Here is a 16,452-nt window from a genome sequence, read left to right as displayed (position 1 = left end):
TGTTCATTTCCCAATAGGTGCTGAGCAACGCTTACGTTTTTTATCGACACGCAAATTAACGAAGCCATCGCCACAGTCCGGCTGTAACTCTTCGAAGGTGCCGGTTTTGACTTGGTAAATGAACACCCGGTAGTAGTCGTAAGTGCCCATGCCGTCATCGAGTTGCCGGATCGCGAAATCCTTGGCGCCGTCGAAATTGAAATCATCGAACTGCACATGGAGTTCGTTTTCGGCTTGAAAATCGATTGTCCGCGAATCGTTATGCGTTTCGCCTTTTACCGCGATTTTCAGCGTGGAGCCTTCGAGAACCAGCATTGCTTCGACGCCTTTGGTTGGGCTGAATGTAGTGGTTTCGGCTAACACCGGCATCGTCCACAGCAGGCCGAGCAGTGATGCTGCTAGAGTTTTTGATCTCATGTACTCGCCCTACCCCCACTTGCATCCGGACTCCAAAGAGGAATCGACGCTGGTGTTATTTCCAAAATAGTAAACCTTGCCGTTGGACTTCTTCGTGTACGTCATCGAGACGATCTGCGCTCCTTTTTCCAAGCAGCCAAAGCAATACTCCTATCAACGAGCGGGCAAATTTATTTAAACCGTCGTCATCCTTAATAACGTCGAGCCAAACAATCAAATCCGCCCTCTTGCTCACCCCACTTCCTTTCGCAGTCATAAAACAGGGCAGATCTATTTATCACAAAATAAATGCACCCTTCCCACTACCTATTCTGATTTACCTTCGTATTTTTTGGCTTCCGAATTAAAGGTCCAAGTATGAGGTGTGGTTAACGCCTCCTTCCCTTTATAGCGAATATTCCCATCGCCATCTCTTTGGTAGGAGTAGACCTGAATATCTTTAAACCCGCCCGCAGCCACAGGAGACTTCTCTAAGACCTCAACTCGAGCAAAATAATCACCCCCAACAAATTTCAAGTAACCCTTACACTGAATTAGAAAACCATAAGTCATTTCTTTACTAGAGCCTTCGCTATCATAGGAAGAAAATATAAAGTCCTTAACTCCATCACCATTGAGATCGCCGTTATAAACCACCTTCCCCTCTTGGACGGAAAATTTTTCGCCATTTACTCGAGACAATACATCTATATTATCTCCACCATCAGACCATTGTGAAATAAAATGCTTCGCGCCTCCCGGAGCATCACATACATCAATAGTGGCAGCGCTAACTACAGGAGAAAGCATTAGAAAAGCAAATAAATATTTCATAATTAAACTTCCAATACGAAGGTATTCCTACCTGTCCTGACGGAGCCCTGAGGCTGATTCGCACCAAAGTTGATGCTCGTGGTGATCGTAGAGTTAATTACAGCCGCAGCCGCTAACAACTTCTCTGTTAAAGCCGTTTCATGTGCATCCCCCCAACTAGACACCGCACCCGACCAGTTAACTCCGGTTGTGCCGTTTATTGCCTGCTGTATGACAGGGGTGATTTTTTCAAAGTCATCATGTACGACATGAGATGGCCGAAATACATGCCACCGAAGAAGAATAGCTACGGACTTCTCCGAAGTAAATACTTTGCCTAAGGTACTATTTACAGTAGTGGCTCCGACATGAAAAGCGACTTCTTTTTTTAAGATATCCGTCACTCGAACTTTAGCCATCGACCACATCGCAGCCTTGTAATCCTGTAAAGTCCGGCCCGACATGCTCATCCTGTAGAACCAATGCCAAGTCTTTAAATAGTGCGCCTCTTCTTTCGTTTTCGCTAACTCATCAAATTCGGTATCTGCATGAACATCTTGACCTTTGACAAAGGTGTCATTCGTCAACTTAACCCAACCGGAATAAGTCTTCACTTCATCAGAATACAAACTCGAGCTGCCCCAATCATGTATTGGATAAAGACCAAAATTACCGAAAGCCTTATTGAAAGCTTCATTACTTTTATTTTTCAGATAAGCAATAAACCCTACAAGTTCTCCCTTGCCATACTTTCCATTTTTAAACAAACCCATAGTCCAGTGACATGGCCCCGCGGAGATCAACGCATTATCCCACGCATTTAATACATCAAAACGCCCAAAGCATTCAGCCTCTGCTACAACTCGAACGGTACGATATGTTGATAACGCGGCTGTATTAAGTTGCGCCGGATTGACTTCAGCACCAGTAATATTTTTAACCGACATTTCTGCTTCAGGAGACCAACTATGCGCCTTTGTAGCATTAGGCCCACCAAACCCACTTGATTCGTAATACCCTACAGATTGATAGTCAGATTGATTCTTCCCTGCCGGAAATTCAAAATAATCAGTAAAATCCCTCACTAATACTCGCGGAGCTCCAACAGTAAAGTCTTTATCGGCCCAAATATTACATCCAGCCGCAGCCAAATTACTTCTAGCACCCTGGGCCATTGTCCAAGCTTCGAAAACAACAGGACATCTGTAATCATTATCAAGCCAATGTTCTATAGCTGCCCTTGTCTTCTCATTCACCACTCCGCTTATTGGCCCATCGTACTTCCCGGAATTATCTACAGACTGAAGACTGTCAACGTAATAACTTACTGGAGAGATTGTAGAACCGGTTACACTAGGAGCCTTCCCCGCCTGCGCCACAATCGCTGCAGAACTATCAAAATACACGTCTAAATTATTTATTTTTACTGGGGATCCTGCCTGATCCAGTAACAGTTGCCCCTGCTTTTCCGGCCTTACACAGGCGACCTTATTCATAGATGCATATATTTGAAACTCTCTAACAGCCCAACCAGTGCGCGCACCAAATCCGCCGTCCGGCTTTCCAACTATCGAGAAACCCAGCGCAACTAGATCCTCTTGAAGTTTTCTAACATGCTCAGGAACAGCGAGCGCTGCACTGCTCCCTAAAAACGCCGCTGTTGTTTCGGCATTAAGCACAGTTAAAACGGGATTGTCATTCCCCCCCCATCGTGGAGGCTTATTTTGCGCAGGTTTTCCATCGTGATCTCCACGGCGGAGGTCAAAATTACCATAGGTCATTCCTTGCTCCCTCAAGCAATGTGCTGTTCTTGGAGCCGCTTGATATCAGCAGCCAATAGATAATCTTTGTCTGTTATTTCGCAAGAGCGATGGAAACAACGAGTGGCATATTTAGTTTTCGGGCCGTTCTCACCATCTATCTTCCCATTATAAAACCCAAGATTCTTTAACCTAGACTGGAGTCCTTTAATGTCCGAAGCGTCGGATTGCGCACTTAAGTCAAGCTCCCAAATCCACGGCTGAGAATCTGTTCCAAATGGATAAAACGTAAGTTTCCCTTTTTTTGCGGCTGGAGGAACTGGTTGATCTACAAAACCATCCGCAGTGGTTGTGCCTTTATAGGTCACTCCATCAACCTCCAACACATACGGTTGGCCTCCGATTCCCTTTTTCTCATAGGGACGCTTCATCTGAATTCGGAAGCTCTTTTTCTCGGATGGTGGCGGAGGAGGTGGCGGCGCATTCAACAACGCCTGATCCATCAAACTCCCCGCCTTATCCTTATCCGCCGCCCCCGGCAGCACCGGCGGTTTGATCCCGATGCCAGTGCCCGCTCCCGGCGAGCCCCCGGCGTTGATCTTCACCACCGGCCCAACCACCGTCACACCACCGCCATCCAGCTTGATGAAACTGCCGCCGCCGAGAATCGTCAGCTCAGTCCCAGCCTCAATAACAATCTTGTCCCCAGCCTTGATATGAATCTCTTTCCCGGCACTCGTCAGTTGCGCAGTCCCGAGCTTCACATGCTGGCTCTCGCCAATGGTCAGGTGGTCATCCATGCGTGCTTCGATCTTGCGGTCGCTTATGGTGGTGCGGTGTTCTTCGGCCTTCAGCTCCGTATAGGTGTTCTTCACCACGGTGTCGTGACGTTCATTCCCAACCCGAATCTTCTGATCATGCTCAACGTTTTCATCCCAATCCCGCTGGGCGTGGATGAAGATTTGTTCGGCGCCTTTTTTGTCTTCGATGCGCAGTTCGTTGTAGCCACCGCCGCCCGGGGAGCTGAGGGTTTTGAAGACGCTGCGGGTTTTGTTCGCCGGGAGGGCGTACGGCACCGGGTTTTCCTTGTGGTACAGGCAGCCGGTGACGAGGGGCTGGTCGGGGTCGCCTTCGAGGAAGGTGACGAGGACTTCCATGCCGATGCGCGGGATGGAGATGGCGCCGTAGCGGTCGCCGGCCCAGGAGCTGGAGACGCGCAGCCAGCAACTGGTTTTGTCGTCGGCCAGGCCTTCGCGGTCCCAGTGGAATTGCACTTTGATGCGGCCGTATTGGTCGCAGTGGATTTCTTCGCCTTTGGGGCCGGTGACCATGGCGGTCTGGCTGCCGAGCACGCGGGGTTTCGGGTGCTCCAGCGCTGGGCGGTAGAATACGTCCCACGGGGTGGCGAGGAAGCGGTTACGGTAGCCTTGGTGGAAGTCGTCCTTGTTGTCGGTGGTGTCGCTGGTCACCGATTCTTCGAGGACTTGCGGCTGTTTGCCTTCGTGGAAGATTTCGGTGAGCAGCCACAGGTCGTTCCACTCGCTGCGCGGGTGATCGGACATTTCCATGAAGTGGCCGCTGACCAGTTTGGTCTGATCGCCGCGACCTTCGGCCTGGCGGTAGTCGGCACGGTGGCGTTCGAGGGCGCGCTGGCTGAGGAACTTGCCGCGCGCGCGGTCGATGAAGCGGCCAGGGTAGTCGTAGTCTTCCAGATCCGGTTCAGCGTCTTTGCTATCGAGAGCGCCGTCCGGTTTGTACGCCGCCTCCATTTGCAGGCGCGGTTTTTCGAAGTCGTAATCGCGGCGGGTGGTGCGGCTGGTACGGGTTTCCAGACGCAGCTTGAAGCCTTTGATCACCGGTTCTTCGGCGACCATGCCGCTGCCCTGCACATACGCCGTCGGCTGGCCGAGGTTCGGGAACACGGTCTGGTCATCGCCGAACACCAGCAGATGGCCCTTCTTGCTGTGCTGGAAGTGGTAGTGAATCCCCTCTTCTTCGCACAGACGCTGGACGAAGTGCAGGTCGGTTTCGTCGTACTGCACACAGTAATCGCGATCCGGGCATGGCTGGCTGAGCTGGAAGCTGTAAGCGTTGCCCTTGATGCCGTGCTCGTCGAGGATCAGCGCGATGATTTTCGGCGCCGACATCTGCTGGTAGATGCGCTGGTTGGTGCGGTGATGCAGGTATTGCAACTGCGGCACCAGCGAAACCTTGTAGCGGGTCAGGCGCTTGCCGGCATCGCCCTGGGCGACGCGGTAGATCTGGCCGTGGATGCCCGAGCCCTGCGGATCGAGCGCGAGGAATGCCTGTTTGTGCAGAAGCTTTTCCAGGTCCAGATCCGGGTTTTCGCTGACCAGTTCCAGGTCGAAACGGAACGGCTGGCTGATGCCTTCGGTGCCGGTGAACGACAGGACTTGCAGGTCGCCTACGTAATCTTCAACGGTCAGGCTGAAGTGCGTTTCGTTAGCTGGGTTGAACATAAAGTGCTCCCTGTTCGAATGTCATCCGTTACGCCCGCAGTCGCAAACGCTGCAGCCAGGACGAAGTGGCGCCCAAGGCGTCACGCAATTGGTCGGCAGAAATGTTGCGCTCTGCCGCGTCAAAGGCCAGCGCGGTGCGCAGCGCGGGCCAGCAGTGTGTTGGCAGATTTGCCGGGGCTTGCAGTTCGCGCTCCAGGTGTTCGTCACGGGCCTGGGTCGAGGGCAAGCGGCGGAACGGGTGTTTGCCGCCCGCCAATTCGTAGATCACACAGGCCACGCCGTACACGTCCGCGCTGGCCGACAGCGGTTGGCCCTCAAGCAGTTCGGGGGCGGCGTAGCCCGGAGTCCAGGCGTTGAAGCGCTCGCGGCTCAGGTGCGGCAGGCCGGGCAGGATGCCCTCCTCGGCTTGCCCGAGACCGAAGTCAAACAGGCGCACACCGTCTTCGCTGAGCATGACGTTGCTCGGCTTCATGTCACCGTGCAGCACGCCGCGACGGTGGGCGTAGGCCAGCGCGTCGAGCAGCGGCAGCGCGATGTCGCGCAGTTCTTTCCACGGCAGGCCCAGCGGCCGCTCGCAGAGCAGTTTGTCCAGGGTCAGGCCACGCATGAGTTCCATGGTGATGAAGGCCCGCTGGCAATCGGTGTCCACTTCGAACGTGTGCGGTCGCAGCACGTTGTCGTGGCGCAGGCGTCGGGTCAGGGCGAACTCGCTATAGAGCAAGGCACTGGCGTCCGGCGACTCGGCAAATTCTTCGCTGAGGATTTTCAGCGCAATGTAAGGATCGGGATCGCCGAACTGTTCGTGCAGCAGATCCCGGGCCCGGTAAACCGCACCCATGCCACCGGCCCCGAGCAGGCGCTCGAGGTGGTAACGGCCTGCCAGAACATCGGGCAGTGCGCCGACGCTGGCCTTGGTCGGCGCCAGCGCGGGTTCGGCGTTGTGCTGCTTTGCAAAAGCGAAATAGGTCAGGTTGTTGGCCTGCTCCTCGCTCATCAGCAAGTCATCGACTGAGGATTCGATTTCAGTCATTGGCGGATCACCACGGCCGTCAGATTGTCGCGAGCGGCGCCACGCAGGGCGCCGTCGAACAGACGTTCCAGCGCCACATGCGGCGCCGCCAGGCTGAGGGCGTTGCCGAGGGCATCGCTGCTCAGGCCTTGATACAAACCATCGCTGCACAGCAGGAACACATCGCCCGGATACACCTCAAGCTCCAGCACATCCAACGTCAGTTGTTCCGCCGCGCCGACCGCCCGGGTCAAGGCCTGGGCCGCCGGGTGCGCCGCTGCCTGTTCGACGCTCATCTGCTGTTCGTCGATCAGTTGTTGCTGCAGCGAGTGATCCTTCGACAGCTGATACAACCGCTGCCCGCGCCACATGTAGCAACGGCTGTCGCCAGCCCAGATGCAGGCCGCGCGATTGCCTTCCACCAGCAGCGCCACGACGGTGCTGCCCATGATGCTGTCGTGGCGCCCGGCGGTGACGGTCAACTCCTGCCCCAGGCGCCGGTTCAGCCAATGCAGGCACTGGCGGATGGCTTTGAGGCGTTCATCGAAGTCCTCGTGTTGCGGCAGTTCAGCCAGGCTGGCGACGATCAACTGGCTGGCGATGTCGCCCCCCTGATGACCGCCCATGCCGTCCGCGACCACCCACAGCCCATGCTGCGGGGTGTCGAGGAAGGCATCTTCGTTGCGCGACCGCACCTTGCCCGGGTCGGTTCGCGCCGCGCTGCGCCAGGGACTGGCCACCAGCATCAGAGCTGCACCGGCATACGGAAGGTGCGCAGCACGCCCATGTCGAACGGGTTCGGCGTGCGCTGGCTGGTCAGCAGGTAGTTGGCGCGCAGGCCACCCACGTCGGCTTTCAGCACCAGCACGTCGCGACCGGTCAGGTACTCGGTCTGCATCAGGTCGAACAGACGGAACAGCGACCACGGGCCGGAGTTCTTCTCGATGCCGATCGGGCGCCCGGCCATCTTGTCCATGACCAGGCTGGTGCGACCGTCTTCAGCATCGGTCGGCCACTTGAAGCTCATGGGCAGGATCGGACCGTGGCGGTATTCCATGGTCTTGTCGCCGAACTTGAACTCGGAACGGCTGACCGCCGGATCGAGGGTGTACGGCTCAAGTTTGAACTGCACGGTCGGTTCGGCCGGGTTGATCGAGAAGAAGCTCTGACGAATGTTCAGGGCGGCCGCCATCTGGTCGAGGAAGACCTTGGACACCGGCAGGCTGCGACCGTCGATGCTGCGCATCCGGTAGTTGCCCGGATCACCGCTGACGAACGGACGCATGTAGCTGTCGAAGAAGCGGTCGATGGTGCCTTGAGCCCGGAAGAACTCGCGGAAATCGCTGATCGCCACATCGCTGGTGCTCGAGGCGCTGAACGGGTAACGCTTGTTGATGGTCTTGCCATACACGCTGTACAGCTCGTTCTGATAACGGCCGTTCAGGTACTGGTAGGCATCGTTGAGCACCAGGCGCCACGAGTCTTCGGCCAGCACGTTGAACCACACGCTCAGCGGACGCGGCAGACGACCCGACGCATTGCGCAGGTTGGTCAGCGCATCACGCTGGCCGCTCATGCGGGTCTTGGCCAGTTCGAACGCGGCCTGCTCCGGCGTGCTGGAACGGGCCAGGCCCGCCAGTTGCAGTTGCAGGTCGTTGAGCGCGGTGAAGGCCGGGGTCAGGTCAGCGGCCGGGCCGTTGTTGTCGTCGAGCAATTTGTGCAGCGGCTCGAAGCGACGTTGCAGGGACTTTTTGGCGGTGTCCGGCAGATTCTTCGCCACGTTCAAGGCCGAAGCCTTGTCCGCTGCCGCCGCGGCGAGCTTGCCAACCTTGCCCAGTTTGCCTTTCTGTCCGGCCAGCGCATCAGCCGCGTCACCGGCTTCGTCCACCGGATCGGGAGCAGCAGGGAAACGGGTGTTCTCGCGCACTTCAGTCAGCAGCGCCAGCACCGGCGAGTTGGCCGAGGTCAGGCCCGCCAGTTGTTCGGCGCCTTCACCGGCATCGCTGATCGGCGGCAGCGCCACCTGGCCAACGGCCTCGCTCCAGTAGTTGGCGTAGTCACGGAAGTACAGTTGCTCCAGCTCGACCATCAGGCGACGCAAGTCCATGTCGCTGATGCCCGCGCCTTCGCCCAGCACCCAGTTGTCGCGCAGGATATCGGTCACCAGCGATGCGCCTTGTACCGAGAAATACTGCTGATAGCCGGTCTGGGTGTAGAAGCCCGGAATCACGTATTCAGTGCCGATGAACAGCGAGCCCTGCGGCCCGAGGTGCTGGCTGAAACGGTAGTCCGGCAGGTTGCGCGCCTGCTCGCGGAGCATGCGGTAAACCACGGTCGCCAGCGATTCGCTGCGCAGCACCTGACGCGCCTGAGTCACCAGTTGCTCGTTGAGCGGATAGATAAACGGCTGCTGCAACAGACGCTCGAGGTGCGTGTTCAGACCGTTCTGCACCGCGGTGTTGCCGGTGTAGCGCTGCGACCAGTCAGCCGCGATCCAGTCCTTGAGCCATGCCGCATCACGACGATCCTTCATGTTCAGCATCAGGTACGCGCGCAGGCTGTTGATCAGCTTTTCGCGGTCCTTCATGTTGGCGCGGATCTGGCCTTCAAGCATCGTCGCGACGCGTGGCAGCAGTTGCTTTTCAAGCTCGCGCTCGTAAGCCTCCTTGACCACCGGATTGACGTCCTGGCCCTGATACAGCCCCATCCGTTCGTGGTAGGCAGCGTCGCCCTTCTTCGGGAACACCTGAGTCGCGGCGTAGCTGGTGTCGAGGGTTTTCAGCACGCCCATGGCGTCATCGCGCGGCGACAGTGCCGTGCGTTGCTGGGTCCAGTTCTGCGCCAGATTGCGCAGGTTTTCCAGACGCTCCCAGTTGGCCGAGAAACCGCCAGCCCAGAGCATGCCGAACAGCACCAGCGCACCCAGCGCGCCGACGTACAACGCACGTTGGCCCCAGTGGATGCGGCTGCGTTCGCGCTTGTCCAGACCGGCCAGATCGGCCTCCGGGAAAATCACCCGGCTGAGCAAGTGATGGATGAAACGCGAACGACCGCTGCGCAGGGTCGGCAACACGCCGGCGCTCATGCCCAGACTCGCGCCGATACCGGCGGTGGTCGAATCCATTTCCTGGGTCAGGTGCGGTGCGCTGGTCAGGTAGAAACCACGCAGTTGCGTCGCACGCTGGTAGCGGTTGCCGGTGAACGCCATGTCGACGAGCAGGCACAGACGCTCGCCGATCTGGCCCATCTGGTGCGGGAAGTCGAGGATGCGGCCACGGCGCTGGGTATCGCGCTCGGAGTGCATGCGCATGATCACCTGGCTGTTGAGGCGACGCAGCAGCTCTTCGAACTCGTTGCGCAGTACCGTCACGTCGGTACCGACCTGATCCTTGCGGAAACTGGTACCCAGCACCTGATCGCTTTCTTCGCGGGTCAGTTGATCGAAGAACTCGTCGAAGCCCAGCAGCTTGTCGGCCTTGCTCAGCACCAGATACACCGGCACATCGACGTGCAGCTTCTGGTAGACGTCTTGCAGACGCGCACGCACCTGACGGGCCAGGGTTTCGATGTCCTGTTCGCTGCCACCGGTCAGGGTTTCCACCGGAATGGTCACCAGCACGCCGTTCAGCGGACGACCGCGACGACGCTTGCGCAGCAGTTCCAGCAGAGTGGTCCAGGCGCTGCCGTCGACTTCCGCATCCGGTTGGGTCAGGTAGCGGCCGGCGGTGTCGATCAACACGCCGTGGTCGGCGAAGTACCAGTCGCAATGACGGGTGCCGTGGGTGTCACGGGTCAGCTTGCGATCGATCTTGTTGATCGGGAATTCCAGCCCGGAGAAGTCCAGCAGGCTGGTCTTGCCGCTGGCCTGCGGGCCGATCAGCAGGTACCACGGCAAGTCATTGCGCCAGCGCTCGCTGCGGCCTCGATACAGGCTCGAAGTCTTGAGGGTTTTCAGGGCGTCCTTGAAACGCTCCTTCAACTCTTTCTGCTCTTCGTCGATCAACTCTTCGCGGCGGATACGGTCCTGGCCGTCTTCGGTTTCTTCGACGGCTTTCTTGCGGATCCCGGCGCGCCAGCTGACGAAGACCATGGTCAGGCCCCAGATCAGGAACAGCACGCTGATGGTCAGCAGACGCGAGGTCGCGCTTTCCCAGAACTTGTAGTCATCCACTGCCAACAACGGGCCGACGAACCACACCAGCAGCGCCACGAACAGCACCAGCAGCAGGGTCCAGACCCAGGTCTGGCGCAGGAAGGCGCCGACTTTCTTGAAAAACTTTTTCATCACACGTCCCTGTTTACGGCTGCGACTGCGGCTGGGCCGCGGCCGGATCAAGCGGCTGATAAGGTTGCAGAACGGTGTCGCGCTGCTCGCCCAAGACCCAGGCGAAGCCCGAATACATCATCACCAGACAGACGAAGGTGAACAGCACCACCATCCACGCCGGCACGATGCGCACCAGGTTGCGGCGCTGATCGTTGAGGCCTTCCCACTGCGGCGACAATTCGCGCGGCACGTCGCCACGCAACTGACGGATCTGGCGGTACAGGGCGTCGCGGATGCCTTCGAGTTCCAGCATGCCGCGCGCCTGCACGCGGTACTTGCCCTCGAAACCGAGGGACAGGCACAGGTACATCAGCTCCAGCATCGGCAGGTGCTTGACCGGGTTTTTCGACAGCCGATCGAGCAGTTGGAAGAACTTCTCGCCACCGAAGGTTTCGTTGTGGAAGCTGCTGAGCAGGCTCATCTGCGACCACTCGCTCTCGTTGCCCCACGGCGTGGTCACGACGGCTTCGTCGACCACGGTGCAGAGCACGTAACGGGCGGCCATCACCTGACTGCTTTCGGCGCCGTTGTGCAGGGCGCGCACTTCGAACAGCTTGAGCCCGGCGGTCAGGCGCTCGTTGAGCGCGTAGAGGTCTTCGCGGGTTTCGCTGTGTTTGAGGCGCACCACTTCCGACAGCAGTTCGGACGACGCCGCCACCAGCGAATTGAGGCTGATGTTGAAGGCCTCCGCCGGGCGCAGGCGCGCGGCGTAGATCATCCGTTCTTCCAGTTGTTCGAAGCGCGGCGGCGCGGCGAAGTCGGTCAGCGGACTCGCCGCCGGGCCATGGCCCTGACGGTCGAGCAGGACGGTTTTGTCGTCCTGGTTGTGTTCCATGTCCTTGATCATGTCGGTCAGTTCCTGATGGCCCAGAATTTCAGTTCAAGCTCGGCGAATTCGCCGGACACATGGAACGCGAAGCCGCCGGAGCGCTCGAGTTGTGCCAGGTCTTCGGAACTGAGTTCGAGGATGAAATAGGTTTTGTTGGAGTGGAACGCGATCTGCCGCGGGGCCACCGGCAACGGTTTGACCTTGATCCCCGGCAAGTGCAGGTTGACCAGTTGGCGGATGCGCTCCACCGGGCCGACCTTGAGGTGCGCAGGCAAGCGGTTGCGCAGTTCTTCGGAGTCGCAGTTGGCACTGGCTGCCAGCACGAACGACGCCGAGCCCAGCAGTTTGTGGTCGTGCAGCGGCGACACGATGATCCCGTACTGACGCGCTTGCAGGATCAGTTCGATGGCGTGCTGTTCCAGCACCATCGACAGCACCTGACGGATCGACTCCATCAGTTTGCGGAAGCTCGCGCCCTGGTCGGCGTGGGAGTAGCGGCTGTCCAGACGCGGGCGTTTGCTGTCGCTGGAGAACGTCGCCAGATCGCCGAGCATGGTCAGCAGCGTGCGGTACAACTCTTCCGGGTGAACCTGCTCCAGGCCCAGGTAGTGGCGCAGCAGCAGTTCGGTGCGGTTGATCAGTTGCAGCATCATGAAGTCGCCGATTTCCGCGCCGCCGACCTTGCCGTTCGAACGAATACGCTCGGCAATGGTGTCGCCCCGGTGGCCGAGCATGCTGATCACTTCTTTCAGGCACGACAGCAGGTAGCTGGAGGCGTGGGCCTGAATGTAGGTCGGCACGAAATCCGGGTCGAGGCTGATCACGCCGTCCGGCGTGGTGTCGAGTACGTCGCAGATCTTCAGCTTCACGTAGGCCTGATCGCTCTGCTGCTCGCCGAGCAACAGCTTGAAGTCCGGGCGGCCGCAACTGACCTGGCTCGCGGAATCATCACCGGCGTTGGAGTCGGCCACTTCGGCGTCATACGCGGTGTAGCGCGCCAGCACATCGGACTGCTCCGGGCGCCGGGCCTCGATGTGGTTACCGGTGACCAGCGGCAGCGCCAGGTAGATCGGCATGTTGCCAGTGTTCGGCGGCACGTCCAGCGCCAGCGGCTCGGTGTTGCCGCCGAGTTCGAACAGGCTGCCGTCCGGCAGGATCCCCGAGGCTTCACTGATTACCAGTTTGCCCATGTTGAGGAACTGCAAGTCGATCTCGAGATTCAGGAAACCCCAGGTGTAGCCGCCCAGCAACTGGGTGCGGGTCTTCATCTGGTGATCGTAGTAGCGGTCGTTGTGCTGGAAGTGCTGCGGACGCAGCAGCATGCCTTCCTGCCAGATGACTTTATGGGTATTCATGATCAGTCATCCGCCTTGGCGAGCACTTCGTTGGTCTTGCGGATACCGGCCTGATCCAGGGTCAGATCGGCTTCGGTGACTTCCAGCGGCGTGATCGGAAAGGTGTGGCGCCATTTGGTTTCCGGCAGGTCGCGGTATGCGGCGAGAATGCCGATAAAGCGGCTGCCCTCCTCCACGCTGAGTTTCAGCTCCACGGTTTCACCCGGGCGCAGTTCGAGTTCTTCGCTGGCCACCAGATCCGGGTTGAGGGATTCCTTGGCGCGCTCGTAGAGGCTGAAGAAATCGGCGTTCTCGAACGTCACCGGGTGCTTGAGTTCGAACAGGCGCACCACGATCGGCGACGGACGACCGTTGAGGTCCGGGTTCAATTGATCGCTGCCGGTCAGCTTCAGGTTGATCTTGGTCACTTTCGAATACGGCGACAGCGACGAACAACCGGCGAGCAGCACCAACAGGGTGAGCGCGGTCAGCGTCTTGAAAAAAGCGGTCGAGCGGCGAGACATGCGCATCATCCTTGGTGGTCGGTGTGGAGGGTGGAGATCAGGCGGATCTGTTCTTCGTAGGCCTGGGCGAAGTCGCGGGCCAGCAGGCGCTCGCTCCAGTCGTCGTCCTGACGCAGCGCATGGTGGTAACGGTTGAACGCTCTCCAGCGCCCGCCAGCAGTGGCGAGCAACGGCTTGTTGTCGCGCTCGAAACGCAGGGTCAGTTGCTCCGGCGAGAAGTGTTCCAAAGTGCCGCGTACCGCCGCGCGGCTGGCGGTCAGCAGCGCCACCTGATGCGCCTGCAAGTCGCGGAACGCGCGGGAGATCGCCTGCTCGGCCGGCAAGTGGCCCGGCTTGTGCGGCTGCAACAGGATGTCCAGCGCTTCGCTCGGATCGACGGCGAATTTCAGCGGATTCTTGTTGGTGCCTTGCACGGTGGTCTGGGCCAGACGCAGTTCGTTCTTCAGCTCGGAACGGGTGCGCAGGCTCTGTTGCAGACCGCCGATGCTCTGGCGTAGCAGACGTGCGGCGTTCAGCGCGAGGGCTTCACGCTCGTCGTGGCTGAGGCTCTTCACGTTCACGCCGAGGGCCGCGCCGAATTTGTCCCAGAAGGTTTCGCTCTGGCGCTCGACCGCTTTCGGTGCCGGTGCAGGCTCAGGCTTGGGCTCGACGATCAGCTCCGGCACCATCAGGCTTTCCATGTCGATCCGCGCATAGTCGGCGCGCTGACGGGAGTCTTCAGGGTCGGTCACCGGCGCGAGCATTTCCTCGAATTCCGAGTACACGCGCTCTTGCTGCTCCAGCGACTTCAACGGGTCGAGGTCGAGAAACGCGTCGTCCGGAATGATGCTGCCGGCGGCGCGTGGCAGGCCGACTTCACCGTCGAACGTCGCCGGATCGCGTACCAGTCGCGCACGAATCTCGAAGTCGCCCAGCACGTAGGTGCTGCCGTGCTCGATGCGCACCGGTTCGCCCTTGTGCAGGCGTGCGCCGCTGTCACCGTCCTGAACACCGTTGCTGCTGGTGTCGGTCAGGAAGAACGAACCCTCGCGATAGCTGACGATGGCGTGGTGGTTGGACAAGTGCCGCTTGCGGTCAGGGATGATCCAGTCGCAGTCCTCGCCCCGCCCGATCACGCCGCCGGCCTGTTTGAAGGTCCGCTGGCACAGCTCGGTGGGCACGAACTGCTTGGTGTTCAGCATTTCGAAAACCAATTCCATGTTTGATGCTCCTTGCGGTCACTTGCCGCGATTGACCGCCTGCGGATCACCCAGCGGGCGGTAATCGTTATCGTTGAATTTGTAATTGCCGCTGCAGCCGCCGAGGCCGCATAGAACGACAAGGGTCAGCAGGACAGCGTGCCAGTGACGAACAGACATCAGAGGGTCTCCAGGTGTAGACAAAGCACAAAGCGCCGACCCTCGCGGGCGGCGCTGAAATAGGTTTTCGAGGTGAATCCGACGGACTTTCGCCTACCCATCGAAATCACCCAGATTGATGTTCAAGCGGCCGAGCCGGTACAGCAGCGTGCGGCGCGGCAGGCCCAGTTCGCGGGCGGCGAGCGTCTGGTTGCCGTCGTTCTTGCGCAGGCAATCGAGCAGCAGATTGCGTTCGACCGCTTCCAGTCGTTCGCGCAGATTGAGGCCGCAGTGGTCTTCCGGCACCGGCGCCGATTCCAGGCGCAACGAGAAATGCTCGGCCAGCAACTCGCCGCCCTCGCACAACAGCACCGCGCGTTCGACCAAGCCTTTGAGTTCACGCACGTTGCCGGGAAAGGTGTAACCGGACAGGTGTTCCAGCGCTGCGTCCGACCAGCGCACCGGATCACGTTGCAGGAAGGTGCAGGCCTTGTCGGCAAAGTGTTTGGCCAGGTCGAGGATGTCGCCTTCACGCTGGCGCAGGGCCGGCAATTCGATCGGGAATTGCGCGAGACGGTAGTACAGGTCCTCGCGGAATTTGCCTTCGCTGACCAGCACCGACAAATCGCGGTGCGTCGCAGCGATGATGCGCACGTCGATCTTGTGGGTGTCGTTGGAACCCAGCGGACGGATCTCGCCTTCCTGCAACACGCGCAGCAACTTGGCTTGCAGCGACAGCGGCATGTCGCCGATTTCATCGAGCAACAGAGTGCCGCCGTTGGCCGCGTCGAACAACCCGGCGCGGTCGCGATCGGCCCCGGTGAACGCGCCTTTGCGGTAGCCGAACAGCTCGCTTTCCAGCAGGTTTTCCGGGAACGCCGCGCAGTTCTGCACGATGAACGCCTGGGACCGGCGCGGGCCGCAATCGTGGATCGCCCGCGCGACCACTTCCTTGCCGGTGCCGGTCTCGCCACGCAACAGCACGGTGTACGGGCTGTGCAGGACTTTGCTGATCAGCGAGTAGGTCTGGCGCATTGCCGCACTCTTGCCGATCAGGCCGTAGCCACTGGCACTCGGCAGGCTGCGCACGACCGGCGCGGCCGCATCCACTGGCTGGCGCAGACGCTGCAGCAAGTGCAGTTGACCCAGTACGAACGAACCGAGCTGGCCAAGGGAATCGGCGAAGCCTTGCAGGTCGATGTGGCGACGACTGGCGCACAGCAACAGGCCTTCGACGGCCTTCTGCTGATTGACCAGCGGCACGCACAACAGCGACTGCCACGGCGTGGACGAGGCCGGCAGAAAACTGGTTTCGTGCAAGCTGCCGCCCAGGTCGTCGAAGCACACCACGCGGTTCTGGCACAGGGCGAACTGCAACAGTTGCTCGCCGTTGTAGTCCGCCGGCAGGCTCGCCGCACTGCGCGGCTGCAACTCGCCGTCGAGGCATTCGGCGTTCATCCCGAGCGACGTGTGCGTGGCATCCAGCAGATACAGCTGGGTCAGTTCGCAACCGCTCAGCCCGGCCAGGCCGCGCACGAAGTCACCCAGCAGCGCAGCACCGTCCGCCGCGCGCGACAAGCTGGCGAACTGCGCCAGCAAGGCTTCGGCATAGAGCAGTGGCTGCGGCACTTGAGTGAACATCA

General features: G+C 59.4%; 12 protein-coding genes and 1 pseudogene. All 13 read right to left on the bottom strand.

Annotation, left to right across the window (positions count from 1 at the left end):
* Nucleotides 1-3 precede the first annotated feature (3 nt).
* The 13 genes and pseudogenes from QLG12_RS22445 to QLG12_RS22385 all read right to left on the bottom strand — a co-directional run bounded on the left by QLG12_RS22445 (nucleotide 4) and on the right by QLG12_RS22385 (nucleotide 16,450).
* A complete protein-coding gene (locus QLG12_RS22445; protein WP_282475247.1) occupies nucleotides 4-417 on the bottom strand; it encodes a hypothetical protein in 414 nt (137 codons plus the stop codon).
* Nucleotides 418-723: 306 nt separating this feature from the next.
* On the bottom strand, nucleotides 724-1,230 hold the full coding sequence (locus QLG12_RS22440) for a hypothetical protein (RefSeq protein ID WP_232253744.1): 507 nt from the start codon (nucleotides 1,228-1,230) through the stop codon (nucleotides 724-726).
* Between the two features lie 2 nt (nucleotides 1,231-1,232).
* Nucleotides 1,233-2,990 carry a peptidoglycan-binding protein gene (locus QLG12_RS22435; RefSeq protein ID WP_282475246.1) on the bottom strand — a complete coding sequence of 586 codons (1,758 nt, stop codon included), beginning with the start codon at nucleotides 2,988-2,990 and terminating at the stop codon, nucleotides 1,233-1,235.
* Between the two features lie 452 nt (nucleotides 2,991-3,442).
* Nucleotides 3,443-5,449, bottom strand: a pseudogene (locus QLG12_RS22430) (type VI secretion system tip protein VgrG); the annotation flags it as partial.
* A gap of 28 nt (nucleotides 5,450-5,477) precedes the next feature.
* The gene (locus QLG12_RS22425) at nucleotides 5,478-6,479 is read right to left on the bottom strand and encodes a serine/threonine-protein kinase (protein WP_085647080.1); all 1,002 of its coding nucleotides are present in this window, start codon (nucleotides 6,477-6,479) and stop codon (nucleotides 5,478-5,480) included.
* Nucleotides 6,476-7,204, bottom strand: a complete 729-nt coding sequence (locus QLG12_RS22420; protein WP_039765158.1) for a PP2C family serine/threonine-protein phosphatase — start codon at nucleotides 7,202-7,204, stop codon at nucleotides 6,476-6,478. Before QLG12_RS22420 ends, QLG12_RS22425 begins: the two co-directional genes overlap by 4 nt.
* Nucleotides 7,204-10,743 (bottom strand): type VI secretion system membrane subunit TssM, encoded by a 3,540-nt coding sequence (gene tssM, locus QLG12_RS22415; protein WP_282475244.1) that lies wholly within the window; start codon nucleotides 10,741-10,743, stop codon nucleotides 7,204-7,206. Before tssM ends, QLG12_RS22420 begins: the two co-directional genes overlap by 1 nt.
* A 13-nt stretch (nucleotides 10,744-10,756) precedes the next feature.
* Nucleotides 10,757-11,632 (bottom strand): type IVB secretion system protein IcmH/DotU, encoded by an 876-nt coding sequence (gene icmH / locus QLG12_RS22410; protein ID WP_011336585.1) that lies wholly within the window; start codon nucleotides 11,630-11,632, stop codon nucleotides 10,757-10,759.
* Nucleotides 11,633-11,637: 5 nt separating this feature from the next.
* On the bottom strand, nucleotides 11,638-12,969 hold the full coding sequence (tssK, locus tag QLG12_RS22405; RefSeq protein WP_011336586.1) for a type VI secretion system baseplate subunit TssK: 1,332 nt from the start codon (nucleotides 12,967-12,969) through the stop codon (nucleotides 11,638-11,640).
* A gap of 2 nt (nucleotides 12,970-12,971) precedes the next feature.
* Entirely contained in the window at nucleotides 12,972-13,472 is a 501-nt protein-coding gene (tssJ, locus tag QLG12_RS22400) for a type VI secretion system lipoprotein TssJ (protein ID WP_011336587.1), read from the bottom strand.
* A 5-nt stretch (nucleotides 13,473-13,477) separates the two neighbouring features.
* Nucleotides 13,478-14,671, bottom strand: coding sequence for a type VI secretion system-associated FHA domain protein TagH (tagH, locus tag QLG12_RS22395; RefSeq protein WP_282475243.1), 1,194 nt, complete (start codon nucleotides 14,669-14,671; stop codon nucleotides 13,478-13,480).
* Between the two features lie 18 nt (nucleotides 14,672-14,689).
* Complete coding sequence (locus QLG12_RS22390) at nucleotides 14,690-14,830, bottom strand: hypothetical protein (protein WP_003229566.1); 141 nt, start codon at nucleotides 14,828-14,830, stop codon at nucleotides 14,690-14,692.
* 93 nt (nucleotides 14,831-14,923) lie between these two features.
* A complete protein-coding gene (locus QLG12_RS22385; RefSeq protein ID WP_236192352.1) occupies nucleotides 14,924-16,450 on the bottom strand; it encodes a sigma 54-interacting transcriptional regulator in 1,527 nt (508 codons plus the stop codon).
* Nucleotides 16,451-16,452: the final 2 nt, after the last annotated feature.

This window comes from Pseudomonas sp. V88_4 (assembly GCF_029967985.1).
Classification (GTDB): domain Bacteria; phylum Pseudomonadota; class Gammaproteobacteria; order Pseudomonadales; family Pseudomonadaceae; genus Aquipseudomonas; species Aquipseudomonas glycinae.
Note: the sequence above shows the minus strand (reverse complement) of the source record. Positions and strands in the feature narration are given on the sequence as shown.